This is a genomic window from Streptomyces fodineus (genome assembly GCF_001735805.1).
Taxonomy (GTDB): domain Bacteria; phylum Actinomycetota; class Actinomycetes; order Streptomycetales; family Streptomycetaceae; genus Streptomyces; species Streptomyces fodineus.
Window position 1 is genome coordinate 6,531,675 of sequence record NZ_CP017248.1, and the last position, 24,754, is coordinate 6,556,428.

The following is a 24,754-nucleotide window of genomic DNA, read 5'->3' on the forward strand; positions in this document are numbered from 1 at the left end:
CGTCGCAGCACGACACCGCCGGGGGCCGATGGGGACGTTCAGTCGAGGATCGCGAGGTGGTCGGCGGTGCCTCCGTGCCACTCGATCATGAAAAGGGTGGCGTCGTCGGTGGTGCGCCCGCCCCGTTCCCTCTTCAGCGTGTGGGAGAGCCGGCGCAGATCCGCCCGCACGCCCTCCGACGGCTCTTCCCCCAGGCGGTTGACGCAGCGGATGAGGCGTTCCTCGCCGAACGCCTCCCCGCCGGCGACATGCTCCTCGATGATGCCATCGGTGTAGCAGAGCACCCGGTCGCCCTGCTGGAGCACGTGCTCTTTGACGCGGGGCATTTCACCGCCGAAGCCGACGGGCAGCGTCGTCGCGCTCTCCAGCTGCTGTACGACCTCGCCGTCGCGGATCAGCAACGGCGCGGGGTGGCCCGCGTTGACCAGCTCCATCACACCGGTGGTGACGTTCAGGTGCATCAGCTGCGCCGTGACGAAGTGGTCCGGCCCGAACTGCTTGGAAATGGCATCGTCCATGAACGCGTACTTTTCGTCCAGGCTGATGAATACGCGCCGGGCATGCCGGTAGGCACCGATGGCCACGGCGGCCATCGTGGCGGCGTCCAAGGCGTGACCCATCGCGTCGATGACGGCCATGTGCAGGATGTTGCCGTTGAGGGCGTAATCGAAGCTGTCGCCTGCGACGCGGTAGGCGGGCTCCAGGGCGCCGGCCACCTGGACCTGCGGCACGGTCATCGTCAGCGGCGGCAGCAGGCTCCACTGGATCTCCGCGGACACGCTCATCGGCTCCCGGCGCCGGGCCTGGAAGAACAGGTCGGTATAGGCGTTCTTGGTGACCAGCATGTCGGCGACCAGGCTGGCAAGCCTGTGCAGCAGCCGCCGGTCGTCGTCGCCGACCGCGTCCAGGGTGAGGGCCATGACGCCCACCTGGTCACTGCCGTCCAGCAGCGGCAGGTACATCCGGACGCCGCCGCGGGCCTGCGCCACCTCGACCATGTCGCCGCGCAGGAAGGCCCGCCCGGCGGGGGAGTCGACCACCGGCTCTGGTTGGGCCACGTGCAGGTTCCTGCCCGGCAGCGGCACCAGCAATTCCTGTGCGTAGTCCTGGAGCAGGATGGAGACATCACGACCGCCGATCCTGGCCACCCCCTCCGCGATCAGCGGGGCGATCATCTGGGGCGGCAGCAGCCGCGCCCTGTCCAGCAACAGGCCGAGCAGCCGCTCGCCGAAGCCCTCCGATCGGTCAATGCGCTCCGTGCCCATGGCCCGATGTGACACCCGCCTTCCCGCGTCCAGGCTGGTTACCGCCTCCGCACAACGTGACCTTGCAAGCCTGCGGAGCTGTTCATTACGCCATGCGCGGCATGTCGGCCGCACCGTGATCCGACCCGGCCGGTGCGATGAGCGCCCGCCGGCCGGCTTCCCGTGTCTGAACGAGCCCTCCCGGGTGCGGTGCGCCGTGCGCGTGTGCCGGAGTCGACGTGCCGGTGCGGTGGTTGCGTCCTCGATGGGCGATGGCCACCGTGAACGGGTGATTCTCGTTCCGGGCTGGATGTGGCGGCGGGGGCCGGCGAGCCGGGCGGTGGGCGCCGGCCTCGCGGCCGGCGTCTTCTTCGGGGCCTTCGCCGTCGTCGAGGCGAAGTCATGGGCGGGCGCCGTGGTGGTCTTCGTGGTGCTCAGCCTGTTCTACGGGACCCGGGTGGCGCGCCGGATGGGCAGGATCTGGCCTGCGGCCGAGGGTATGAACCGCACCGACCGTGCGGCCGTGGTACGCGCCACCCGGCGCGGCGAGGCCATCGACGATCCCCGGCTGGCGCCCGCGGTCGCCGAGTACGCCGACGCCCTGCGCCGGACCGCCGAGGAGGACCGGCTGCACCGCTGGATCGTCCTGCTCGTCACCGCGCTCGCGGTCGCTCTCGCCGTGTACGACACCGTGATGAGCTCCACCGGCGAGACCATCGCCTCGTGGCTGATGGTGGCGCTCTTCCTGGCCGACCTGATGTGGTGGCCGCGCGGCCGGGCCCGCCTTCTGGCCCGAGCCGACCGGGCGGAGGCATCGGCCCGGACGCGCCTCGGCTGACCCCCGCTGGACTGACAACGTCGTGGACAGATCTGCTCGGTGCTTCGCTTCCGAGGACGACCTGGTCGTGGCCTATCCGCTGACCACCCCTGATGGACGCGGTCCGGCTGATCCGGTCGGGGGCGGACGGCCCTCGGGGCCGCGTGAGACAAGCCTGCTGCAGGGCCCATGCCCTCAACGCCTGGTCGGCCGCCGGGCGCGGTGGGGCGTCGAGTGGGACGATGTGGGGCATAAGGGGCGGTCCGAGACCTTGAGCCGAGGGAGGGCCGGACATGGAGATCAAGCCTCAGGCGGTCGTCATCCCCAAAGAGACCGATCATCTGGAGCAGGGGAAATACGGTCCGGTTTTCCCGAGGACTCCGGCGTGTTACGGGTTCACCATCGTCGCGCGGGTCAAGCCGGGCCACGCCGACGCGGTACGCGGGTACGGCTACGAACTGGCGAAGGCGCTGGAGCAGGATCCGTACCTTCTCGCGCCGCTCAAGTTGCACTACCTGCGCTGGGTGCTCTTCGACGACGACACACGCTTCATGTACCAGGGCATCTTCGACACCGACTTCGACAAGTACACCGAGGACGCCATCGCGCTGTTCACGAAGGCCGGCGTGAGCACGGTCTTCGAGCACCTCGAAGGGTTTCCCGAGGACTGGCGGACCAATCCGGAGGCGTTCATCAGGTTTGTGCGCGAACATCAATGCCCGAGCTTCATCGAATACGGAGAGTATCCGTACGTGACGGCGGATGAGATCAAGAAGGCTCTGCGCATCAAGAGCGCCTTTTCCGACGTGCTCGACCAGATGCAGTGAGGCGACCGAGATGAGCGAGGCCAAAACCGCGCGCACATACAACCAGAGGCACATTCCACGGTCGTACACGCCGGGCGGGCGGCGTGTGAGCATCTACGTCTCGTGGAGCTATCCGGCCGAGGCGGGCCGGAACGCGGCCGAGCTGGACAACCGCTTCTCCACCATGACCGAGGTCCGGCGGGTGGCGTGGCCGGCCTACGAGGACCCGAAATGGTCCGACCCTTATCGGTTCCAGCAGGGCATCTCGGGGTCGCTGGAGTTGTTCTTCTGGGCCTGGGAGCCGTTCCAGGAATTCGTCGGGGAGGTCACCGGGCACCCCGTCCCGGTGTATCAGCGCATCGACCAGGCGGGTTTCCACACGCCGCTGGACGAACGGGTCCTCGGCGACACCGACATCCTGTTCGTGTTCGGACTGGACCACATGATCACGGAGCAGGAGGCCCGGCCGGAGGAGATCGAGGCGCTGCGGGCCTTCCTCGCCCGGGAGGACGCCTGCCTCGTCCTGGGGCCGCACCACGACGTCGGCGCGTCGGACGATCCGTCGCAGCGGGACATGGAATACCGCCACCACGGCGACCCCCTCGTACCTCGCCAGCAACGATTCGCCACGTATGTCAGGGACTTGATGAAAGGGCTGGGCGTGCCGGTCGTGAACCGCTACGGACTGCGCCCCGCCACCGGCGCGGACAGCCGGATCGCCCCCCTGTCCACCATCCGGGACCTGGACGAAAAGCGCTGGCTGCACGGGGTGACGAACTTCAACTTCCACATGCATCTGCCGCACTACGCCGTGACGGCGGACGAGCCGAAAGCGATCCATGTCCTGGCCCGGCAGCCGATCGACACATCCCGGCCGCATCCGTTCACCGAAGAGGGCAACACCGAGTTCAACATGTTCCTGTGGATGCCTCCCGACGGCGATCGGGCAGGCGACGTACTCCTCGCCGACTCGACCATCTTCAGCACCCTCTTCGGCGCCGACGAAAGTCTGCGGAATTTCTGGCGGAACCTCGTCTCGTAGCGGTGCGGCAAGGAGGCCGGCAGTGAGTGTGCCCACCGGAGTGGAACTGGAGCTCGACGACATTCAGCGGGGGGTCCTCAGCCCGCGGCCGACTCCCTATGCGGCGACGTATCTCGCCTTCCGTATCGATGACAGAGCCCACGGGCGGGAGCTGATGCGCAGGCTGAGCGGAGCGGTGACCTCTGTCGCGGACTCGGTCAGCCCGCTGGGGGAGACCTGGGTGAGCGCCGCCGTCACCTGTGCGGGGCTGCGGGCACTCGGCGTGCCGCGCTCGTCGCTGGACACGTTCGCGTGGGAGTTCCGCCAGGGCATGAGGGCCCGTGCCAAGGCGCTGAGCGATGTGGGTGAGAGCGGTCCGGAGCACTGGGAAGCGCCCCTTGGCACCGGCGATGTGCACGTGGTGATCACAGCGGTCGCGCCCGACTCCCCGCGCCTGGAGGCGGCGGTGGACCGCGCCCGGCCCGTGTACGAGCGCCTGTCCGGTGTCACGGCGATCTGGCGGCAGGACTGCTGTGCCCTGCCCACCGAGACCGAGCATTTCGGCTATCGCGACGGCGTCAGCCACCCGGCCGTCGAAGGCAGCGGCATTCCCGGGTCCAATCGGCTCGAAGTGCCCCTCAGAGCCGGTGAGTTCGTCCTCGGATACCCGGACGAGCTCGGCGGCGTTCAGACACCGCAGCCGACCGTGCTGGGGCGTAACGGCAGTTACGCGGTCTTCCGTAAACTCCACCAGAAAGTCGCCGAGTTCAGACGCTATCTGCGGGACAATTCCACCGGGCCCCGGGACGAGGAACTGGTCGCGGCGAAGATGATGGGCCGCTGGCGCAGCGGAGCGCCCCTGGCGCTCGCGCCCGAGTGCGACGATCCCGGGCTCGGTGCCGACCCGTACCGCCGTAACGCGTTCCTGTACGAGCGGGACGATCCAGCCGGTTTCACCACTCCCGGCGGCTGCCACATCCGCCGGGCCAACCCGCGGGACGCCTCGGTGGCCGGAGAGGTACGGCTGCACCGCATGATCCGGCGCGGCGCGGTCTACGGTCCGCCCCTGCCCGACGGAGCCCTGGAGGACGACGGGGCGGACCGCGGCCTGATGTTCGCGTTCGTCGGTGCGCACCTGGGGCGGCAGTTCGAGTTCGTCCAGTCGGAATGGATGAACGACGGGGTCTTCTTCGGGGCGGGCGACGCCAGGGACCCCGTCACCGGATCCGCCGAAGGAGGAGCCGGCTACACCATCCCTCGCCGGCCACTGCGCCGACGCCTTGCCCCCTTGCCCCGGTTCGTCGTCACCCGGGGTGGCGAGTACTGCTTCCTGCCCGGTCTGACCGCCTTGCGCTGGCTCGGCGACCTTCAGGACTGACTCCCGTTCGCTCGCCCTCCTCGCCGGGTGCCGGCCGGCGGCCCTGACGGGTACGACCGCCGAGGTCGGCGCGGACGGCACCGACGACATCGCCCTGCCGCCCTACGACCGACCCCGCCCCGCTTCCCCGGCTGAGGATCCGAACGGGTGGCCCGGGCGTCTACCCCGGTATGGAACCGCACAAGCCGCCTCCCCAGCCCCGGCAGCCGGAAGGGTGCCTCACCGTCGCGATCCGCGTCCCCCTGCGGATCGTCGTCCTGGTGCTGGTGGTGCCGGTGCGCATGGCGTGGGACGCGCTCGTCGTCACCGGAAGGTTTCTGCGGGACACCGTGCTCAGGCCGCTCGGCCGGGCGCTGCTGTGGGTCGGAAAGGCCCTGTTCATATGGCCGTTGGTGGGGCTGTGGCGCCATGTCCTGGTCCCCGTCGGCAAGGCGCTGGCATGGCTCGGCACCGTCCTCGTCGTCGTACCGGCCGTGTGGGTGTACCGGTACGTCCTCACCCCCGTCGGGCACGCCGTCGCGTGGCTCGCGCGCGGGGTGGGTGCCGGTCTCGCGTGGGTGTACGCGCGCGTGCTGTGCCCGATCGGGCACGCGGTCACCCGGCTGCTGCGGGGCATCGGCGCCGTGCTCACCGCCGTGGGCATCGGCGTGTACACGGCCGTCGCCTGGCTGGCCCGGTATCTGCTCGTCGTCCCCGCGCGGTGGCTGTACGACCGGATCCTCGCGCCCGTCGGGCGTGCCGTCGCCTGGTGCGTACGAGGGCTGGGGTGGCTGCTCGGCGCGATCGCCACCGGCATCGGGGTCGCCCTGCACTGGACCCTGCGCGTCCTCTTCGTCCTGCCCGCCCTCGCGCTGTGGCGCTGGATCCTCACGCCCGTCGGCCGCATCCTGGCCGTCGTGGCACGGGAGGTGGGCGACGCCCTCGGGCACGCCTGGCGGATCGCCGGACAGATCTCGCGTGCCGTCGGCCGGGCACTTGGGACCCTCTTCCGGTGGATCTTCGTGGAGCCGCTGCGCTGGGTGTACCGGACCGTGCTCACCCCGGTCGGCCATCTCGTCCGGGATGCCGTCCTGCGGCCCGTCGCCGAGGGCGCGCGCGTGGTGGGCCGGGCCGTCCGCGAGGCGCTGACCAGTGCCCGCGAGACGGTACGGCAGGCCCGGGCCGACTTCCGGCGGACGCTGTTCGGCGAGCCCCGCCGGCCGGCCGCGGTGGACCGGCGGGAACCTCAGGGGCCCGCGACACGTACTCTTGGTAGCAGTACGACCGCACTCACGAAGGACTAGGACACTGGGCAAGCGACAGCCCGAAGGCCCGCCGCCCGCACCCGCGGTGCAGCGCATCCGACTGCGCTACACCAAGCGCGGCCGCCTGAGGTTCACCAGCCACCGAGACTTCCAGCGCGCCTTCGAGCGTGCGCTGCGCCGCGCCGAGGTGCCCATGGCGTACTCGGCCGGATTCACGCCGCACCCGAAGGTGTCGTACGCCAATGCCGCACCCACCGGCACGGGCAGTGAGGCGGAGTACCTGGAGATCGCGCTCACCACACGGCGCGACCCCGAGACCCTGCGCGTCCTCCTCGACGAGTCGCTGCCCACCGGGCTCGACATCGTCGAGGCGGTCGAGGCACGGAGCTCGGGCCTCGCCGACCGGCTCACGGCCTCCGTCTGGGAGCTGCGGCTGGACGGCGTCGACCCGGCGGACGCCGGGCGCGCGGTCGAGGCCTTCAACCGGGCCGGGACCGTCGAGGTGCAGCGGATGACCAAGAACGGCGTCCGTACCTTCGACGCCCGCCCGGCCGTGGTGAGTCTGGAAACGCACGGTGCACCGGCTGATAGGCCTACCGACCAGCCCTGTGCGATACTGCGGCTGGTTGTTCGGCACGTGACGCCTGCCGTACGACCCGACGACGTCCTGTCCGGTCTCCGCGCCGTGGCCGACCTGGCGCCGCCGGTCCCCGCAGCGGTGACCAGGCTGGCGCAGGGGCTGCTCGATGAAGAGACCGGCACGGTGACCGACCCGCTCGCGCTCGACCGCGAGGCAGCCGAGGCCCTGACGGCCGCACCGGCCGCCGCCGCGACGGCGCCGGACGGTTCCGCGTAGGGACGGACGTCGTAGCGCCGCCCTCGTACTCGGGAGCCACCTGGGTCGGGCAGCGCACCGACCAGAAGACTTTCGCCAGGCCGTACCGACAAGGCGTACGGAACCGGCGAGACAGGACACAGAGTGCTCCCGTGCGGCGCCCGCGCCCCGGACGGCGGCCATCGCGGATCACGCGGGCCGTGGACGTCAACGGCGGACGGTCCATCGAGACCGACGCCGGACCAGGCGCGGCGCCCGGGAGCCTGACGGGAGAAATGCCCGCATGCTCGAGCCGACCGAACCCCATGAGGGTTCCGAACTGAACACACCCAGCGACACCCTGCCGCCGCGCAGGCGTCGCCGTGCCGCCTCCCGCCCGGCGGGCCCGCCGGCCGCGGCCGAGGCGCCCACCGAGGTGACCCTGCCGGCCATACCGGCCGCGGAGTCCGACGAGGTCGCCGAGGCCATTGCGGCCGAGGAGGCGCTTGAGGCAGTCGAGAGCGCTGAGGCCGCCGAGACCGAAGAGGTCGCCGAGGCTGCCCCGGCGCCGGCCGCCGAGGAGGAGGCTCCCGCCGGCCGTCCGCGCCGCCGGGCCACCCGCCGCGCCTCCGCGCCCGCGGGGACGCCGCCTACCGCCGAGGCCGTCGAGACCGTGGTCCCGGCCGTGGCCGAGACCGGGCAGCCCGCTGCCGTCGCCGAGGGCGGCGAGGTCGTCGTGGGGGAGGAGGCCGCGCCGCGCCGCGTGCGCCGCCGTGCCACGCGCAGCGTCTCCGCGCCGACCGGTGCCGCTTCGGATGCCGTTTCCGGCGCCGAGGAAGCGCCTGCAGCCACTGAGGCTGCCGTGACTGAGGAGGCAACCGTGACGGAGCAGGCCGCCGAGACCGCGCCCGCCGCCCGTCCGCGCCGCCGGGCCACGCGTCGTGCGTCCGCACCCGCCGGTGCCCCCGCGCCCGCCGAAGCCACCGAGACGGTGGTTCCGGCCGCCGCCGAGTCCGGCACGGCCGCTGCCGTCGAGGCCGACAAGGCCCAGGAGCAGCCCGCCGCCACGGAAGAGGTCCCGGAGGAAGCCGCGCCCGCCGCTCGTACGCGCCGTCGCGCGACCCGCCGCGCCTCCGCGCCCACCGGTGCGCCGAAGGCGGCCGAGTCCGCCGCGGAGATTCCGGCCGCCGCCGAGTCCGCTGCCGCCGAAGCCCCGGCCGCCGCTGCCGAAGCCGCCGCCCCTGCCGAGGCGGGCGGTGACGTCGAGGAGGCCGCTGCGCGTCGTACCCGCCGCCGGGCCACCCGCCGCGCCTCCGCGCCCGCCGGTGAGCCGAAGGCCGCCGACTCCGCCGCTGCAAAGGCCCCGGCCGAGGCCGAGAAGCCCGCTGCCGAGGCTGCTGCCGAGGCGCGCACCCCGGAGGAACCCGTCACCACGCACACCACCGAGCCCGCCCCCGCCGAGGAGCCCGCCCCCCGCCGCTCCCGGCGCCGGGCCGTGCGCCCCGTCTTCGGGTTCGCCGAGGCCGCACAGCCCGCGCAGGCCGCCGAGGCCGAGGCGGCCCCCGAGGCCGAGGCCCCGCGTCGGCCCGCTCGCCCGGCCGTCGCTGTCTTCCAGGCGCCGGTGTTCGCCGAGCCGAAGTTCCAGACCCCGGAGCGCGCCGCCGCCGAGGCCGCGGCGGAGGCCGTCGAGGAGGAGCCCGAGGAGTACGCGGAGGAGCGTGCCGAGGCCGGTGCGCGCCGTCGCCGTCGCCGCCGGGGCGCCGCCGCGGAGGAGACGCGCGCCGTCGAGGGCGAGGAGACCGCCGAGTCCGCCGAGGCCGTTGCTGAAGAGCCGGAAGAGGCGGAAGAGGCCGAGGAGGCCGAAGAGGCGGAGGGCGCCGAGGGCTTCGAGGAGGCCGGTGCGCGCCGCCGTCGCCGTCGGGGCGGCCGGCGCCGCCGCCGCGGTGACGCCGCCGAGGGCGAGGCCGGTGAGGGCGCGGACGCCGAGGCCGAGGAACTGGCCGCCGAGCAGGCCGCGCAGGACGCCGAGGACACCGCCGAGCAGGAGGAAGAGGACGCCGAGGAGGCCCACGACGAGAGCGCCGGTTCCACCTCCGGCAGCCGCCGTCGCCGCCGTCGCCGGCGCCGGGCCGGTGACACCTCCGCCGACAACGAGCCCGGCGAGGGTGACCCCGAGCGCACGGTCGTCAAGGTCCGCGAGCCCCGCAAGCCCGCCGAGCCCTCCGACGAGGTGCAGTCCATCAAGGGCTCGACCCGTCTGGAGGCCAAGAAGCAGCGCCGCCGGGAAGGCCGTGAGCAGGGCCGCCGGCGCGTTCCGATCATCACCGAGGCCGAGTTCCTGGCCCGCCGCGAGGCCGTCGAGCGCGTGATGGTCGTGCGCCAGCACGGCGAGCGCACGCAGATCGGCGTCCTCGAGGACGGCGTGCTCGTCGAGCACTACGTCAACAAGGAGCAGTCGACCTCGTACGTCGGCAATGTCTACCTGGGCAAGGTCCAGAACGTGCTGCCGTCGATGGAGGCCGCCTTCATCGACATCGGCAAGGGCCGCAACGCCGTTCTGTACGCCGGTGAGGTCAACTTCGAGGCGCTGGGCATGGCCAACGGCCCGCGTCGTATCGAGTCGGCGCTCAAGTCCGGCCAGTCCGTGCTCGTCCAGGTCACCAAGGACCCGATCGGGCACAAGGGCGCGCGTCTGACCAGCCAGGTCTCCCTGCCGGGCCGCTACCTCGTGTACGTCCCCGAGGGCTCCATGACCGGCATCAGCCGCAAGCTGCCCGACACCGAGCGGGCTCGGCTGAAGACCATCCTCAAGAAGATCGTCCCCGAGGACGCGGGCGTCATCGTGCGCACCGCCGCCGAGGGCGCGAGCGAGGACGAGCTGCGCCGGGACGTCGAGCGGCTGCAGGCGCAGTGGGAGGACATCCAGAAGAAGTCGAAGAACGGCAACGCCCCGACGCTGCTGTACGGCGAGCCGGACATGACCGTCCGGGTCGTGCGCGACATCTTCAACGAGGACTTCTCCAAGGTCGTCGTCAGCGGTGACGACGCCTGGGAGACGATCCACGGGTACGTCTCGCACGTCGCGCCGGACCTGGCCGGCCGGCTGTCGAAGTGGACCTCCGAGGTCGACGCCTTCGCCACCTACCGGATCGACGAGCAGCTCGCCAAGGCGCTGGACCGCAAGGTCTGGCTGCCCAGCGGCGGTTCGCTGGTCATCGACCGGACCGAGGCGATGGTCGTCGTCGACGTCAACACCGGCAAGTTCACCGGCCAGGGCGGCAACCTGGAGGAGACGGTCACCAGGAACAACCTGGAGGCGGCCGAGGAGATCGTGCGCCAGCTCCGGCTGCGCGACCTCGGCGGCATCATCGTGATCGACTTCATCGACATGGTCCTGGAGTCCAACCGCGACCTGGTGCTGCGCCGCCTGCTGGAGTGCCTGGGCCGCGACCGTACGAAGCACCAGGTGGCCGAGGTGACCTCGCTGGGCCTGGTGCAGATGACCCGTAAGCGGGTCGGCCAGGGCCTGCTGGAGTCCTTCTCCGAGACCTGCGTCCACTGCAACGGCCGCGGTGTCATCGTGCACATGGAGCAGCCGGCGGCCGCCGGAGGCGGTGGCGGCAAGCGCAAGAAGCGCGGCCGGGGCGGCGAGGCGCCCGAGCACGTGCACGAGACCGCCGCCGTGGCCGTGGAGACCGGCGAGGCCGTCGAGCCCGAGGTGGAGACCGCCGCCGAGGTGGCCGCCGAGATCGCCGAGCCGGTCACGCTGCCGGCCCCCGACTTCGCGCCGGACGAGGAGCTGTACAGCAGCGTCGCCGAGGCGGAGGCGGCGGCCACCCGTGGCCGTACGCGCCGCCGGGCGAGCCGCCGGGCCTCGGCTCCGGCGGGTGCGCCGAAGGCGGAGGCTCCCCGCGAGAAGGCCCCGAGGGCCAAGGCCGCCGCGGCTGCGGAGGCGCCGACCGCCCAGCACGTCACCGCCGAGGAGGCGGCGGCACGCCCGGTGCGTCCGGAGCCGGCTGCCGAGGCGCTGGCCGTGCCCACGGCCGTCGAGGACCAGATGGTCCCGGCGCCGCAGGCCGAGGCCGTCGAGGAGGCCGCGCCGCAGGGCCGTACGCGCCGTCGTGCGACCCGGAAGGTGTCGGCGCCGGCCGGTTCCCCGGCGGGTGCGGAGGCGACCGTGGTGACGGTGCCGGAGACCGCGCCCGCGGCCGAGGCACCGGTGGCACAGCCCGCCGTCGAGGCGCCAGCCGCGCAGGCCCCGGCAGCGGCCGCCGTCGAGGAGGCGCCCGAGCCCGCCGCCCCGGCCCGCCCGCGCCGGCGTGCCGTGCGCAAGGTCGGCACGCCGACCGCCACCGCGGAGGCGGCCGTCGTGGTCGTCCCGTCGGTCCCCTCTGAGGAGGCCCCGGCTGCCGAGGAGGTCGTGGCGGCGGAGGCCCCGGCTGCCGAGGAGGCCGCTCCGGCCAAGAAGGCGGCCCGCAAGACCGCCAAGAAGGCCACGGCGAAGAAGGCCGCCGCCAAGAAGACCGTGGCGAAGAAGGCCGTCGCCAAGAAGACGGCCGCCAAGAAGACCACGGCCAAGAAGGCGGCCAAGACGGCCGCCGCGAAGTCCACGGCGAAGAAGACCACCACGGTCTCCGCCGCCGCGGACGTGGCCGACGAGGGCTGACGCCCGGGCTGTGGGGCCGGTCCGCGTGACCGGCCCCACACCCACCGGGGTCCGGTTTGACCCTCCAGGTCGTGGCCCCGTAACCTTGACCGTCGGCGTGTCCATTGAACACGCCACATCCCCGTAAACCTTTTCCTCCCGGGCGCAATGCGGGCCGGGAGAGGTCGTCCGTGGTGTTCCTGGACGGCTGGCCTGCGGGGGTGCCGGTTCTGAACGAGCGAAAGAGAGATCCGCGTGTACGCCATCGTGCGCAGCGGTGGTCGCCAGCACAAGGTTGCTGTCGGCGACATCGTTGAGGTTGACAAGATTTCCACCGCCAAGGTTGGCGACACGGTCGAGCTCTCGACCCTGCTCGTTGTCGACGGCGACGCTGTGACCAGCGACCCGTGGGTGCTGGCCGGCATCAAGGTCCAGGCCGAGGTCGTGGACCACCACAAGGGCCAGAAGATCGACATTCTGCGCTACAAGAACAAGACCGGCTACCGCCGTCGGCAGGGCCACCGCCAGCAGTACACGGCGATCAAGGTCACGTCGATCCCCACGGCTGCGAAGTAAGGGACTGAGGAGACATGGCACACAAGAAGGGCGCATCGTCCACCCGGAACGGTCGCGACTCCAACGCCCAGCGGCTCGGCGTGAAGCGCTTCGGCGGTCAGGTCGTGAACGCCGGTGAGATCCTGGTCCGCCAGCGCGGCACCCACTTCCACCCCGGCGCCGGTGTCGGCCGTGGCGGCGACGACACGCTGTTCGCCCTGCAGGCCGGTGCGGTGGAGTTCGGTACCCACCGCGGCCGCAAGGTCGTGAACGTCGTTCCGGTCGCCTGAGCCTTCTGATTCAAAGCTCAGACCGAACGTTTCGCGAGGCGGACCTCACTTCCCGGTCGGGAAGGCGGGTCCGCCTTTCGCGTGTTGACATAGGTAATACCCGTGAGTTTCTGGAGGCACTGAACCATGACCACCTTCGTGGACCGCGTCGAGCTGCATGTCGCCGCGGGTAACGGAGGTCACGGCTGTGCCTCCGTACACCGCGAGAAGTTCAAGCCGCTCGGCGGCCCGGACGGCGGCAACGGCGGGCGGGGCGGTGACGTCATCCTCACCGTCGACCAGTCCGTCACGACGCTGCTCGACTACCACCACTCCCCGCACCGCAAGGCCACCAGCGGCAAGCCCGGCGAGGGCGGCAACCGCTCCGGCAAGGACGGCCAGGACCTGGTCCTGCCGGTGCCGGACGGCACGGTCGTGCTGGACAAGGCCGGCAATGTGCTCGCCGACCTGGTCGGCCACGGGACCTCGTACATCGCCGCACAGGGCGGCCGGGGCGGCCTCGGCAACGCGGCGCTGGCCTCCGCCCGCCGCAAGGCGCCCGGCTTCGCGCTGCTCGGCGAGCCCGGTGACCTGCACGACGTCGTCCTGGAGCTGAAGACCGTCGCCGACGTGGCGTTGGTCGGCTACCCGAGCGCCGGCAAGTCCTCGCTGATCTCCGTGCTCAGCGCGGCCAAGCCGAAGATCGCGGACTACCCGTTCACCACCCTGGTGCCCAACCTGGGTGTGGTGACGGCCGGTTCGACCGTCTACACCATCGCCGACGTGCCGGGTCTGATCCCGGGCGCCAGCCAGGGCAAGGGCCTCGGCCTGGAGTTCCTGCGGCATGTGGAGCGGTGCAGTGTGCTGGTGCACGTGCTGGACACCGCGACCCTGGAGTCCGAGCGCGACCCGGTCTCCGACCTCGACATCATCGAGGAGGAGCTGCGGCAGTACGGCGGCCTGGACAACCGGCCCCGCATCGTCGTCCTGAACAAGGTCGACGTGCCCGACGGCAAGGACCTCGCCGAGATGGTCCGGCCCGACCTGGAGGCCCGCGGCTACCGCGTCTTCGAGGTGTCGGCCGTCGCCCACATCGGGCTGCGCGAGCTGTCGTTCGCGCTCGGTGAGCTGGTCGCCAAGGCGCGCGCCGCGAAGCCCAAGGAGGAGGCGACCCGGATCGTCATCCGGCCCAGGGCCGTGGACGACGCCGGCTTCACCGTCACCCGCGAGGAGGTCGGCGGCGAGCCGCTGTTCCGGGTGCGTGGCGAGAAGCCGGAGCGCTGGGTCCGCCAGACCGACTTCAACAACGACGAGGCCGTGGGCTACCTCGCCGACCGGCTGGGCCGCCTCGGTGTCGAGGAGGAGTTGATGAAGGCGGGCGCCCGGTCCGGCGACGGTGTCGCCATCGGTCCCGAGGACAACGCGGTCGTCTTCGACTGGGAGCCGTCGGTGATGGCCGGTGCGGAGATGCTGGGCCGCCGGGGCGAGGACCACCGCTTCGACGCGTCGCGGCCCGCGGCCCAGCGCCGCCGGGACAAGCAGGCCGAGCGGGACGAGGCACTGCGGGAGTACGACGAGTTCGACCCGTTCGAGTAGGACTCGGCCATACGAGAGGGCGGGCCGGAGGTTTCCCTCCGGCCCGCCCTCTCGCGTTCTGTGCCGGTGCCGGTGTCAGCACCGGCCGTCAGTGCCGTCGTGCGGTCAGCCGGCGCCGTCCGTCAGCTCCTCGGCTACGTAACTGCGAAGCCAGGTCCGGAAGTCCGGGCCCAGGTCTTCACGTTCGCACGCGAGTCTGACAATGGCACGCAGATAGTCGCCGCGGTCGCCGGTGTCATAGCGGCGGCCCTGGAAGACGACGCCGTGCACCGGCCCGCCGACCTTCTCGTCCGCGGCGAGCTGCTGGAGGGCGTCGGTCAGCTGGATCTCGCCGCCGCGGCCCGGCTCGGTCTTGCGGAGTATGTCGAAGATGTGCGGGTCGAGGACATAGCGGCCGATGACCGCGTAGTGGGACGGGGCGTCCGCCGGGTCCGGCTTCTCGACCAGACCGGTCACCCGCACGACGTCACCGTCGGCGGTCCCCTCCACGGCCGCGCAGCCGTAGAGGTGGATCTGCTCGGGGGCGACCTCCATGAGGGCGATCACGCTGCCGCCGTGCTGCTCCTGGACCTCGATCATGCGCTGCAGGAGCGGATCACGCGGGTCGATCAGGTCGTCGCCCAGCAGCACCGCGAACGGCTCGTGGCCCACGTGCGGGGCGGCGCACAGCACGGCGTGGCCCAGACCCCTGGGATCGCCCTGGCGTACGTAGTGCATGGTCGCCAGGTCGCTGGACTCCCGCACCTTCGCGAGCCGTTCGGCGTCGCGCTTCTTCTCCAGCGCCGATTCCAGCTCGTAGTTGCGGTCGAAGTGGTCCTCCAGCGGGCGCTTGTTGCGTCCGGTGATCATGAGGACGTCGTCGAGCCCCGCCGACACGGCCTCCTCGACCACGTACTGGATCGCCGGCTTGTCCACGACCGGCAGCATCTCCTTGGGAGTGGCCTTCGTGGCCGGCAGGAACCGGGTGCCAAGGCCCGCCGCGGGAATGACAGCCTTGGAAATGGCGGGGCGGGAAGCCATGTGGTGCTCGTCTCTCTCGTTGTGCATGTCAGGCGCCGATGAGGCCACGCTCACCGGTCGGCTGCCGCGGGATGCGCGCCATGGCGATGGCGGCCGGCGCGGGCGCCGGAGTCCGCTCGTCCAGGGGCAGCACCGCGGGGGAGGGCTCCTCGCCGAGGAACAGACGGCGTACGACGCGCTCCGCCGCGTTCCCGTCGTCGAACTGCACGAACCGCTCCCGGAAGGCGGCCCGACGCTCGGCGGCCTGGTCGCTGTTCCAGGCACCGGAACGGAAGACCGAGATCAGCTCGTCCTCCGAGGTGGCGGTCGCGCCGGGGGTCTCGCCCGGCTCGCCGGAGAGAACGTCGAAGTAGACACCGCGGGCCTTGCGGTAGACCTCCCAGTCGTCCGCGTAGGTGACGATCGGGCGGTCCAGGCACGCGTAGTCGAACATGATGGAGGAGTAGTCGGTGATCAGCGCGTCGGCGGCCAGGCAGAGGTCCTCCACCACCGGGTATTTCGACACGTCCTTGATCAGCCCGCGCTCCTGCAGGGCCTCCAGCCGGGGGTCGGCACCGTAGAAGTAGTGGGTGCGCACCAGGACGACGTAGTCGGGCCCGAGTTCGCGGCAGAAGCGCTCCAGGTCGATGCGGGGCACGTAGCCCTTCTGGTAGTCGCGCACGGTCGGGCAGTAGAGGATGGCGGTCTTGCCGTCCTCGATGCCGAGCTCACGGCGAATGCGCAGGACGTCGTCGGCGGTGGTCCGGAAGTACACGTCGTTGCGCGGGTATCCGTACTCGACCGCCTCGAACGCGCAGGGGTACACCCGCTCCCAGATCTCCGTGGAGTGCTGGTTGGAGGTGAGGCTGAGGTCCCACTTGTCGGCCCGCTCCAGCATCTTGACGAAGCTCATGTTCTTGGCGGCGGCCGGGAACTTCTGCTGGTCGATGCCCATCTGCTTGAGGGGGGTGCCGTGGTGGGTCTGCAGGTGGACCTGTTCCGGCCGCTTCACGAAGTTGTTCGGGAAGTTGACGTTGTTGACGAGGTACTTGGCCCGGGCCATGACCTCCCAGTAGCGCGGCGAGTTGGCGACCACGTAGTCGATTCCCTCGGGGACGCTGTCCACCGCGTCCTTCTTGACGATCCAGACGCCGTGGACGTTCGGGGCCAGCTCCTTCGCCTTGTGGTACACGGCCGCCGGGTTGCAGGCGACGCCGCGGTTCCAGTAGGCCGCGTAGACCGCGAGGTTCTCGTCGACGGGGCGGCGCAGGTGCAGCCGGTACAGCCGGTTGTAGGCGGTCTTGCCGAGCTTGGTCTTGACCTTGGTGGCCCGCTGGATCACCTGGCGCCGGGTGTTGCCGGCGGCCATCACCGCCGCGTACGTCGTGTAGGAGCCGCGCTCCAGCAGTTGGAACCGGGTGCCCTGCGTGCCCTCCGGAACGACGAAGCCCTTGGGCTTGAAGCGCTTGTAGTTGGCGGCCGAGAGCTTGAAGAACTCCGCGCGGTCCTTGGGGACGATGCGGTCCTCACGGGCCAGGGTGAACAGGAAGTGGCTGGCCGTGCGCTCGAACAGCAGCGCCCGGACCGGCTCCAGGTGGGGGCGCTCGTCGAGGAACTGGAAGAGGCGCGCGTACTGTTCGAAGATCCCGAAGTGCTTGCGGCCGGGCGTGCGCATGGAGTTGCCCTGCCGGCGCTGCCGGTACTCGACGCAGACGTGGTCGGTGGCGGCGATGCGCTCCGCGGTCAGCATGGTCTTGTAGACCATGAGGGCATCCTCGTAGATGCCGTCCGTGAAGGTGAAGTTGTGGTCGTCGACGTAGAACTCGCGGCGGTAGGCGCGGTTCCACACCACGGCGAACATGTTGAGGTACTCGGGTCGCTCCAGCGCCGTGAAGACGTCCGTGCCGGCCTCGGTGAGCATCTCGCCGGCCGCGCTCGCCTGGACCCGGTTGTTCCAGTAGGTGCGGACGTGGTTGAGCAGCAGGATGTCCGGATTATCCGTGACCTCGAGGCGTTCGGCTATCGCCTGCAGCGCGCCGTCGGCGAGGGTGTCGTCGCTGTCGAGGAACAGGATGTACTCGCCGCGGGCCTTCAGCGCACCGGCGTCCCGCGCCTTTCCGATGCCACGGTTCTCCTCGAAGTGCACGGGTACGACACGGTCGTCCAGGGCCGCGTACTCATCGAGTATCCGCCCGCAGGAGTCGGGGGAGTGGTCGTCGACGGCGACGATCTCGAAGTCCTGGAAGGACTGGGAGAGTATGGAATCCAAGCATGCGCGCAGATACCCCTGAACTTTATAAACGGGGACGACCACGCTTATTTTCGGCGAAGCGTTTCCATTCGCGAGGGGCATGCTTGGAGCTCCTGGGCTGTTGGTCAGAGTCAACCGCATCCCGCTGCCTGACCTGCGGCACGGGAGGCGAGAGGCACAAGGAGTGCTAGGTTAAGGTTGGTTTAAGCGTACCCTAACGCGACTCCCGCGCCGTTCTTACTACAGCCCCTTCGTTCCTGGTCAACTGGCCTGTGGTAAGTCTCACCCGAGTCTCAACTGTCGCTTTCGGACCAGAACGCCCTTGTAATAGATACTCGCCCTCTTGCTCCGGTCCGTGCCGGAGATGTAAGAGGCGGAGTCGCTGCACAGCAGCAGCGCCGCGCCTGCGGGTTGCTCGGGCCGGGGTCCGCGCTGGAGGGCCGCGGGCCGGGCACCGTCGGGCGAGAGTGGTGCCGACCGCGACGCCGCTTTCCGGCGAATTCAAACCGGGTCAGCTGGTCGCCCCAACCGGTATAGGTGCCGTCGGAATTCGCGGTGCGGACGTTAGTTGGCTCGGTCCATAAATGGCTTCCGGAACCGGTGGTTTCGCCGCCAATCTGGACACTGTGTGCCGAATCAACGCAGATGCATAATGCCGAGAATGTGCCCGGAGATGTCCAGCCGGGTCTGGACGAGATGGCCGTCGACCTCACGGACGCCACGGCCGGCGGGTCGATGACCAAAGAAGGACAGCTACCCCGGTGGCAGTGCCGACGGTGCCACGTACACACCGGGCCAGGCCCACCTGCACGCGGTGACCCGGGTCTGGTCCGGCATCCTCACCTGCAACACGGCGGGCTGTTGCAGCCGGCTACCGAAATACCGGACTGTGGTTCTACGGCCGACCGGACCGGTACAACACCGTCTCGCGGAGTCAGCCGGCTCTGAGCCCGGTCCGCGAAGCGGACCGCACCGGCGCGGTCCATGCGTATCGCGTAGATTGCAACGGCCACGCCCGACGGGACGTGGGCGCGAGGTCGGAGGGAAGCACGTGTCAGCGGCAAGGCATCAGGTCGCCAAGGCCCGCAGGATCGTCGTCAAGGTGGGCTCCTCCTCCCTGACCACCGCCGCCGGCGGCCTCGACGCCGACCGTGTCGACGCACTCGTCGACGTGCTGGCGAGGAGCCGCAGCGGCGGGGAGAAGGAGATCGTCCTCGTCTCCTCCGGCGCCATCGCCGCCGGGCTCGCCCCGCTGGGCCTGCGCCGCCGCCCCAAGGATCTCGCCCGCCAGCAGGCCGCCGCCAGCGTCGGCCAGGGCCTGCTCGTCGCCCGCTACACCGCCTCCTTCGCCCGCTACGGCGTCCGCGTCGGACAGGTGCTGCTGACCAGCGACGACATGAGCCGCCGCGCCCACCACCGCAACGCCTCCCGCACCCTCGACAAGCTCCTGGCGATGGGTGCCTTCCCGATCGTCAACGAGAACGACACCGTCGCCACGGACGAGATCCGCTTCGGCGACAACGACCGCCTCGCCGCCCTCGTCGCCCACCTCGTCCACGCCGACCTCCTCGTCCTCCTCTCCGACATCGACGGCGTCTACGACGGCGACCCCAGCAAGCCCGGCACCTCCCGGATCGCGGAAGTGAAGGGTCCCCAAGACCTCGCGGGCGTCGAGATCGGCAGCGCGGGCAAGGCCGGCGTCGGCACCGGCGGGATGGTCACCAAGGTCGAGGCCGCCCGGATCGCGGCCGCCGCCGGCGTCCCCGTGGTCCTCACCAGCGCCGTGCACGCGGCGGAGGCCCTGAGCGGTGGCGACACCGGCACCTACTTCCACCCCACCGGCAAACGCTCCGCCGACCGGCTGCTGTGGCTCCAGCACGCCTCCACCCCGCAGGGCGCGCTGACCCTCGACGACGGCGCGGTGGACGCCGTCGTGAAGCGTCGCACATCGCTGCTGCCCGCCGGAATCGCCGCCGTGGAGGGCGAGTTCAGCGCCGGCGATCCCGTCGAACTGCGCGACGCGACGGGCCGCGCGGTGGCCCGCGGGCTCGTCAACTTCGACGCCAAGGAGATCCCCCGGCTGATCGGGCGGTCGACCCGCGAGCTGGCCCGCGAGCTCGGCCCGGCGTACGAACGCGAGGTCGTACACAGGGACGACCTGGTGCTGCTGCACTCGTAAAACGGGGCGTAACGACGGCCCCCGGTGGGGGACGTTCCGTAAAACCGCCCCGCGCTTGCCCATGGCCTGCTCAACTTTGTGTCAGGACACGTTCCCGAGCGCTGGGTGAAGGAGGCCGTCGTGAGACGAGTGCGCCCTGGGGTGGCAACCCGCGGTGCCCTGACGAGCGTCGCGGCCGGGGACACCTACGAGGAGCCGAAGGACCTGCCCCGGCTCTGGCATGTCACGCTCAGCGTCGCCGGGCCGGAGGTGCCTCTCACGGATCTGCGTCGGGCCCTGGAGCAGCTGGCTCACGACCACCCCTTCCTGCTGACCAGCAGATACGCGTGCGACCACGCGGAGATCCGGTACTGGGAGGAGGCCCGCGACCTGCACGACGCCGCCGCCGTCGCCCTGCGCCTGTGGGGCGAGCACCGCCAGACCGCCGGACTGCCCCCCTGGGAGATCGTCGGCCTAGAGGTCATCGGCCGTGAGACCTACCACCAGCGCATCGCCGAGGGCTACGGCCCGCCGCCCGCGACACCGGTGGGGGTCCATCCCTTTTGAGGGGGAGTGAGACCTTGTCTCGGGGTTTGGGATGAGCGGTGGGTGACCCGCCTCGCGCACTACCCTTCCCTCATGACCACGCTCTCGCCGTACGACGCCATGTCCCCGGTCACCCAGGCCGCCTACCGGGCCAAGGCCGCCGCTGCCGACCTCGCGCCGCTCCCGCGCGCCGAGAAGGACGACGCGTTGCTGGCCATCGCCGACGCCCTGGAGGTCCGGACCGCCGAGATCGTCCAGGCCAACGCCAAGGACGTGGCCAAGGCCCGGGAGAGCGGCACCAGCGAGGCCGTCGTCGACCGGCTCACCCTCACCCCCGAGCGGGTCCGCGCCATCGCCTCCGACGTGCGCGACGTGGCGAAGCTGCCCGACCCGGTCGGCGAGGTCGTCCGCGGCTCCACCCTCCCCAACGGCATCGACCTGCGCCAGGTCCGCGTCCCGCTCGGCGTCGTCGGCATCATCTACGAGGCCCGCCCGAACGTGACCGTGGACGCCGCCGCCCTCTGCCTGAAGTCCGGCAACGCGGTGCTGCTGCGTGGCTCCGCCTCCGCCTACGAGTCGAACACCGCCCTCGTCCGCGTCATCCGCGACGCGGTCGGCGGCGCCGGGCTGCCCGCCGACGCCGTCCAGCTGGTGCCCGGCGAGAGCCGCGAGTCCGTGCGCGAGCTGATGCGGGCCCGTGGGCTCGTCGACGTGCTGATCCCGCGCGGCGGCGCCTCCCTCATCCAGACCGTGGTCAGCGAGTCCACCGTCCCCGTCATCGAGACCGGCACCGGCAACTGCCACGTCTACGTCGACGCGGCCGCCGACATCGACATGGCGATCGACATCCTGATCAACTCCAAGGCCCAGCGGGTCAGCGTCTGCAACGCCGCCGAGACCCTCCTCGTCCACCAGGACATCGCCCCCGTGTTCCTGCCGCGCGCCCTCGACGCCCTCGCCGAGGCCGGCGTCACCGTGCACGCCGACGAGCGCGTGCTGGCCTACGCCGAGGACTCCAAGGCGACCGTCGTGGAGGCCGTGGCCGAGGACTGGGAGACCGAGTACCTCTCGTACGACATCGCCGCCGCGGTGGTGGATTCGCTGGACAAGGCCGTCGAGCACATCCGGCTGTGGACCTCCGGCCACACCGAGGCGATCGTCACCACCTCCCAGCAGGCCGCCCGCCGCTTCACCCAGCTGGTCGACTCCACCACCGTCGCCGTGAACGCCTCCACCCGCTTCACCGACGGCGGCCAGTTCGGCTTCGGCGCCGAGATCGGCATCTCCACCCAGAAGCTGCACGCCCGCGGCCCGATGGGTCTGCCGGAGCTGACCAGCACGAAGTACATCGTCACCGGCGACGGCCACGTACGCCCCTGAGGCTCACCCGTTCGGTCATGCGTCCGGATCCGGGCCGGCGGCCGAAACATGTCTCACCAGTCAGACGAATTTCCATACCGTCTGCCCAAATTGACCCCCCAGGTCTACTCTGGACCCGTGCCGGAGGACGTGGGGGGCACGCCGTTCCCTGACGGCTGGGAGCCCGACGACGACCACGACCGCGGGGTGTCGGACGAAGAGTTCGCCTCCGTGGTCTTTGACGAGGCCTTCGTACAGGCGGCCACGGTCCATGAGCCGACCGCTGTCGAACGCCTCCTGGCCGCCGCACAGGCCAGAGCCGAGGCCTCCGAGGCGGAGGCCCGCCGCGCCCACGCCCGAGGCGAGCGCTACGACGACAAGTACGCCCCCGAGGGAACCGATCTCAGCCAAGATCGGGACGACGACGAGCTGGAGGACACCTACGTCCTCGGCGACCGTCACCACCTCTTCGGCGCCCACGGCAGACAGGTCCGCTGGCACCGGCCCGTGGCCTGGGTGCTCGCCGTCGTGATGGGTATCGGCATGGTCGCCCTGGCCTTCGCCGCCGTCTACCGGGGCGGCTCGTCCGGCACCCGCGACGGGGTGCCCACACACGCCCCGACCGGCCTGGAACAGGGCAGCGCCGCCGCGCCCTCCGCCTCCGCCGAGTTCTCCCAGCCGGCGGCCTCGGCCACACCGCGCTCCCCCTGAACGCCCGCGTCCGCTCTTGGTGAGCACCTGTCAGAAGTTGTCGTGTAGCAGGGCGTTTACCTGGGGCCCACGAGACCTACTCTGAAAGTATGGGCGGGCCTGGAGACCCACCGGAGGGCACCGCCGAGGGCGGCCCCGGAGGTGGCGAGGACGAGTACCGATCCGTCGTCTTCGACGAGTCGTTCGTCCGCGCTGCCCGTCTGCAGGAGTACTCCGCCGAGGAGCGGATGACCGACCACGCGCCCGCCGTACGCCGCCGCCCGCCCCTGCACCGCGGACTCACCCGGCAGGCCCTCTTCCTCGTCCTGCTGATCGCCGTCGCCTTCGGCACCGCGATCTACATGGGCGTCCGCCACCCCTACAGCTCCCCGGAGGCCCGGCGCCCCGTCGAGCCCCTGCGGATGACGGTGGTCCCGCTCGCCCCGACGGCCAAGGTGCCCGGCGCCGCCGACGCCGAGACGCTGTACGCGCACAGCCCCGCAGCCCAGTACGAGGTCGGCGCCGAGGGCATACCCCTGCCGGCCTCCCGCAGCACCGCCCACTTCTCCGACAGCCAGGTGGTGACCGCGCTCACCACCGCCAAGGACTACATCGTCCGCTCCTCGCTCTACCCCGAGGTGCTCACCGGCCGCCAGGTGCACCCCGCCCGGTCGCTCCTCGACGCCGACCAGCTCGACCAGTTCGACCAGAGCTTCAACCACCCGGCCGCGGACGCCCGGCACGCCGCCACCGGCTGGCTGGTCCGCCTCGACCCCTCCCGCGCCCGGCTCGCCGACGACCGGATCCGCGTCAAGGGCGATCTGCAGGCCACCGAGGCCGACTCCGGCACACTGGAGGTCACCGCCGACCACATCTTCGTCTACGCCCTGCGTCCCACCGGCGCCGCGGCGAACGCGCCGGTGTCCCTGTTCACCGTCCGCCGCGAGCTGACCTTCCGCTTCACCCGCGACGATCTGCGCACCCACCAGGTCCAGCTGGTCACGTCCTACGTCCAGGCGGGCCCGCTCGCCTGCGCCGAGGACTCCACGGCCTACCTCCGCCCCCTCCTGGCCGGCCAGACGGCCCCCACCGGCGGCCCCGCGGGCACCGACCCCTACGCGACGGACAGCCCTACGGCCCTGTGCGGGACGCTGGCCGCCGGGGCTGAGCCGACGGCGTGAGCGGGTGGCGCTTTCGGCGCCGGCCGGGGTGAGAGGCCGGCACCGCCCGTCCGCTCCGCGCCACGGTGTCCGCTCTATTCCGCGGTGTCCGCCGGGCCCTCCTTCGGCGCGGGCGGGCTGCGGAAGCCGTCGAAGCCGCGGCGGACCCGGCCGCCGAGGTCGCCCGCGCCGCCCGCGAGGTCCGTGACCAGCTTCATCAGCGGGTCCTTGGAGCTCTTCACATCGCTCGCGTAGCTCGCGGCCGACTCCCGGAAGCTGTCGCTGACCGAGGTGTCCTTGTCCTCGTCGCGCCGCGGATAGTGGCCGTCCATGATCCGCTGGAAGTCCCGGGACTCGCCCCACTTCTTCAGCTCGGCCGCACGGATCGTGGCGAACGGGTGCGAGCGGGGCAGTACGTTCAGGATCTTCAGCACCGAGTCGCGCAGGTCACCCCCGGACTCGTACTCCTCGGCCTGCTCCAGGAACGCGTCCACGTTCATCTCGTGCAGATGGTTACCGCCCGCGATCTTCATCAGGCCGCGCATGGAGGCCCGGAGGTCCTGCCCGACCAGCAGCCCCGCCCGGTCCGCGGACAGCTCCGACTTGCGGAACCACTCCCTGAGCGCCGTGATGATCGCCATGATCGCGAAGTTGCCCAGCGGGATCCAGGCGACCTTCAGCGCGAGGTTGGTCAGGAACAGCAGGATCGTGCGGTACACCGAATGGCCGGACAGCGCGTGCCCCACCTCGTGTCCGACGACCGCGCGCATCTCCTCCTCGTCGAGGAGCTCCACGAGACCCGTCGTGACGACGATGATCGGCTCGTCCAGGCCGATGCACATCGCGTTCGGCTGCGGGTCCTGGTTGACGTACATCGGCGGGACCTTCTCCAGGTCCAGGATGTAACAGGCGTCCAGCAGCATGTCGTGCAGATGCTGGAACTGCCGCTCGGAGACGCGCACCGAGTCGGACAGGAACAGCAGCCTCAGGCTCCGCTCGGGCAGCAGCCCGCTCAGCGCCTTGAAGACCGTGTCGAACCCGCTCAGCTTGCGCAGCGCGACCAGGGCCGAGCGGTCGGCGGGATGCTCGTAGGCACGCGAGGAGATCCCCGGGAAGCGCCTGCGCTGCCTGCTCGGCACGCGCTCGTGCCCGGTCTCCTGCTGGCCGTCGTCGGACATGTCTTCCCCCAAGTGCGTGTGAGT

19 protein-coding genes are annotated in these 24,754 nt (G+C 71.1%); 15 read left to right on the forward strand and 4 right to left on the reverse strand.

What is annotated here, in order from left to right:
- Window positions 1–38 precede the first annotated feature (38 nt).
- Entirely contained in the window at window positions 39–1,265 is a 1,227-nt protein-coding gene (locus BFF78_RS27980) for a PP2C family protein-serine/threonine phosphatase (protein WP_069780932.1), read from the reverse strand.
- Between the two features lie 268 nt (window positions 1,266–1,533).
- Between BFF78_RS27980 and BFF78_RS27985 the strand changes: the two genes are divergently transcribed.
- The 10 genes from BFF78_RS27985 to obgE all read left to right on the forward strand — a co-directional run bounded on the left by BFF78_RS27985 (window position 1,534) and on the right by obgE (window position 14,389).
- The gene (locus BFF78_RS27985) at window positions 1,534–2,082 is read left to right on the forward strand and encodes a hypothetical protein (protein WP_069783856.1); all 549 of its coding nucleotides are present in this window, start codon (window positions 1,534–1,536) and stop codon (window positions 2,080–2,082) included.
- A gap of 272 nt (window positions 2,083–2,354) precedes the next feature.
- Window positions 2,355–2,888: a hypothetical protein gene (locus BFF78_RS27990; RefSeq protein ID WP_069780933.1), complete on the forward strand. Its 534-nt coding sequence runs from the start codon at window positions 2,355–2,357 to the stop codon at window positions 2,886–2,888.
- 85 nt (window positions 2,889–2,973) lie between these two features.
- Complete coding sequence (locus BFF78_RS27995; RefSeq protein ID WP_227025947.1) at window positions 2,974–3,909, forward strand: hypothetical protein; 936 nt, start codon at window positions 2,974–2,976, stop codon at window positions 3,907–3,909.
- A gap of 22 nt (window positions 3,910–3,931) precedes the next feature.
- Window positions 3,932–5,266, forward strand: coding sequence for a Dyp-type peroxidase (locus BFF78_RS28000; RefSeq protein ID WP_069780935.1), 1,335 nt, complete (start codon window positions 3,932–3,934; stop codon window positions 5,264–5,266).
- Window positions 5,267–5,436: 170 nt separating this feature from the next.
- Entirely contained in the window at window positions 5,437–6,549 is a 1,113-nt protein-coding gene (locus BFF78_RS28005; protein WP_069780936.1) for a phage tail tape measure protein, read from the forward strand.
- A gap of 46 nt (window positions 6,550–6,595) precedes the next feature.
- On the forward strand, window positions 6,596–7,366 hold the full coding sequence (locus BFF78_RS28010) for a TIGR03936 family radical SAM-associated protein (protein WP_069780937.1): 771 nt from the start codon (window positions 6,596–6,598) through the stop codon (window positions 7,364–7,366).
- A gap of 262 nt (window positions 7,367–7,628) precedes the next feature.
- Window positions 7,629–11,990 (forward strand): ribonuclease E/G, encoded by a 4,362-nt coding sequence (locus BFF78_RS28015; protein ID WP_193433550.1) that lies wholly within the window; start codon window positions 7,629–7,631, stop codon window positions 11,988–11,990.
- Between the two features lie 234 nt (window positions 11,991–12,224).
- Entirely contained in the window at window positions 12,225–12,545 is a 321-nt protein-coding gene (gene rplU, locus BFF78_RS28020; protein ID WP_009188585.1) for a 50S ribosomal protein L21, read from the forward strand.
- Between the two features lie 14 nt (window positions 12,546–12,559).
- The gene (rpmA, locus tag BFF78_RS28025; protein ID WP_055703572.1) at window positions 12,560–12,814 is read left to right on the forward strand and encodes a 50S ribosomal protein L27; all 255 of its coding nucleotides are present in this window, start codon (window positions 12,560–12,562) and stop codon (window positions 12,812–12,814) included.
- 126 nt (window positions 12,815–12,940) lie between these two features.
- Window positions 12,941–14,389 (forward strand): GTPase ObgE, encoded by a 1,449-nt coding sequence (gene obgE / locus BFF78_RS28030; RefSeq protein ID WP_069780938.1) that lies wholly within the window; start codon window positions 12,941–12,943, stop codon window positions 14,387–14,389.
- A 105-nt stretch (window positions 14,390–14,494) separates the two neighbouring features.
- Here the strand turns inward: obgE and galU are convergent, their stop codons facing one another.
- Together galU and BFF78_RS28040 are read right to left on the reverse strand one after the other, a co-directional pair.
- Window positions 14,495–15,409 (reverse strand): UTP--glucose-1-phosphate uridylyltransferase GalU, encoded by a 915-nt coding sequence (gene galU / locus BFF78_RS28035; RefSeq protein WP_069783858.1) that lies wholly within the window; start codon window positions 15,407–15,409, stop codon window positions 14,495–14,497.
- Between the two features lie 28 nt (window positions 15,410–15,437).
- Complete coding sequence (locus BFF78_RS28040) at window positions 15,438–17,741, reverse strand: bifunctional glycosyltransferase/CDP-glycerol:glycerophosphate glycerophosphotransferase (RefSeq protein WP_069780939.1); 2,304 nt, start codon at window positions 17,739–17,741, stop codon at window positions 15,438–15,440.
- 949 nt (window positions 17,742–18,690) lie between these two features.
- On the opposite strand from BFF78_RS28040, the gene proB reads away from it, so the two are divergent.
- The 5 genes from proB (at window position 18,691) to BFF78_RS28065 (ending at window position 23,573) form a co-directional block, all read left to right on the forward strand.
- Window positions 18,691–19,818 carry a glutamate 5-kinase gene (gene proB, locus BFF78_RS28045; RefSeq protein WP_069780940.1) on the forward strand — a complete coding sequence of 376 codons (1,128 nt, stop codon included), beginning with the start codon at window positions 18,691–18,693 and terminating at the stop codon, window positions 19,816–19,818.
- A 120-nt stretch (window positions 19,819–19,938) separates the two neighbouring features.
- Window positions 19,939–20,364 carry a hypothetical protein gene (locus BFF78_RS28050; RefSeq protein ID WP_069783859.1) on the forward strand — a complete coding sequence of 142 codons (426 nt, stop codon included), beginning with the start codon at window positions 19,939–19,941 and terminating at the stop codon, window positions 20,362–20,364.
- 72 nt (window positions 20,365–20,436) lie between these two features.
- Window positions 20,437–21,723, forward strand: a complete 1,287-nt coding sequence (locus BFF78_RS28055; protein WP_069783860.1) for a glutamate-5-semialdehyde dehydrogenase — start codon at window positions 20,437–20,439, stop codon at window positions 21,721–21,723.
- A 117-nt stretch (window positions 21,724–21,840) separates the two neighbouring features.
- The gene (locus BFF78_RS28060; RefSeq protein WP_079161513.1) at window positions 21,841–22,413 is read left to right on the forward strand and encodes an SCO2584 family spore wall biosynthesis protein; all 573 of its coding nucleotides are present in this window, start codon (window positions 21,841–21,843) and stop codon (window positions 22,411–22,413) included.
- 89 nt (window positions 22,414–22,502) lie between these two features.
- On the forward strand, window positions 22,503–23,573 hold the full coding sequence (locus tag BFF78_RS28065; protein ID WP_069780942.1) for an SCO2583 family membrane protein: 1,071 nt from the start codon (window positions 22,503–22,505) through the stop codon (window positions 23,571–23,573).
- A gap of 74 nt (window positions 23,574–23,647) precedes the next feature.
- Here the strand turns inward: BFF78_RS28065 and BFF78_RS28070 are convergent, their stop codons facing one another.
- A complete protein-coding gene (locus tag BFF78_RS28070) occupies window positions 23,648–24,730 on the reverse strand; it encodes a M48 family metallopeptidase (protein WP_069780943.1) in 1,083 nt (360 codons plus the stop codon).
- Window positions 24,731–24,754 lie beyond the last annotated feature (24 nt).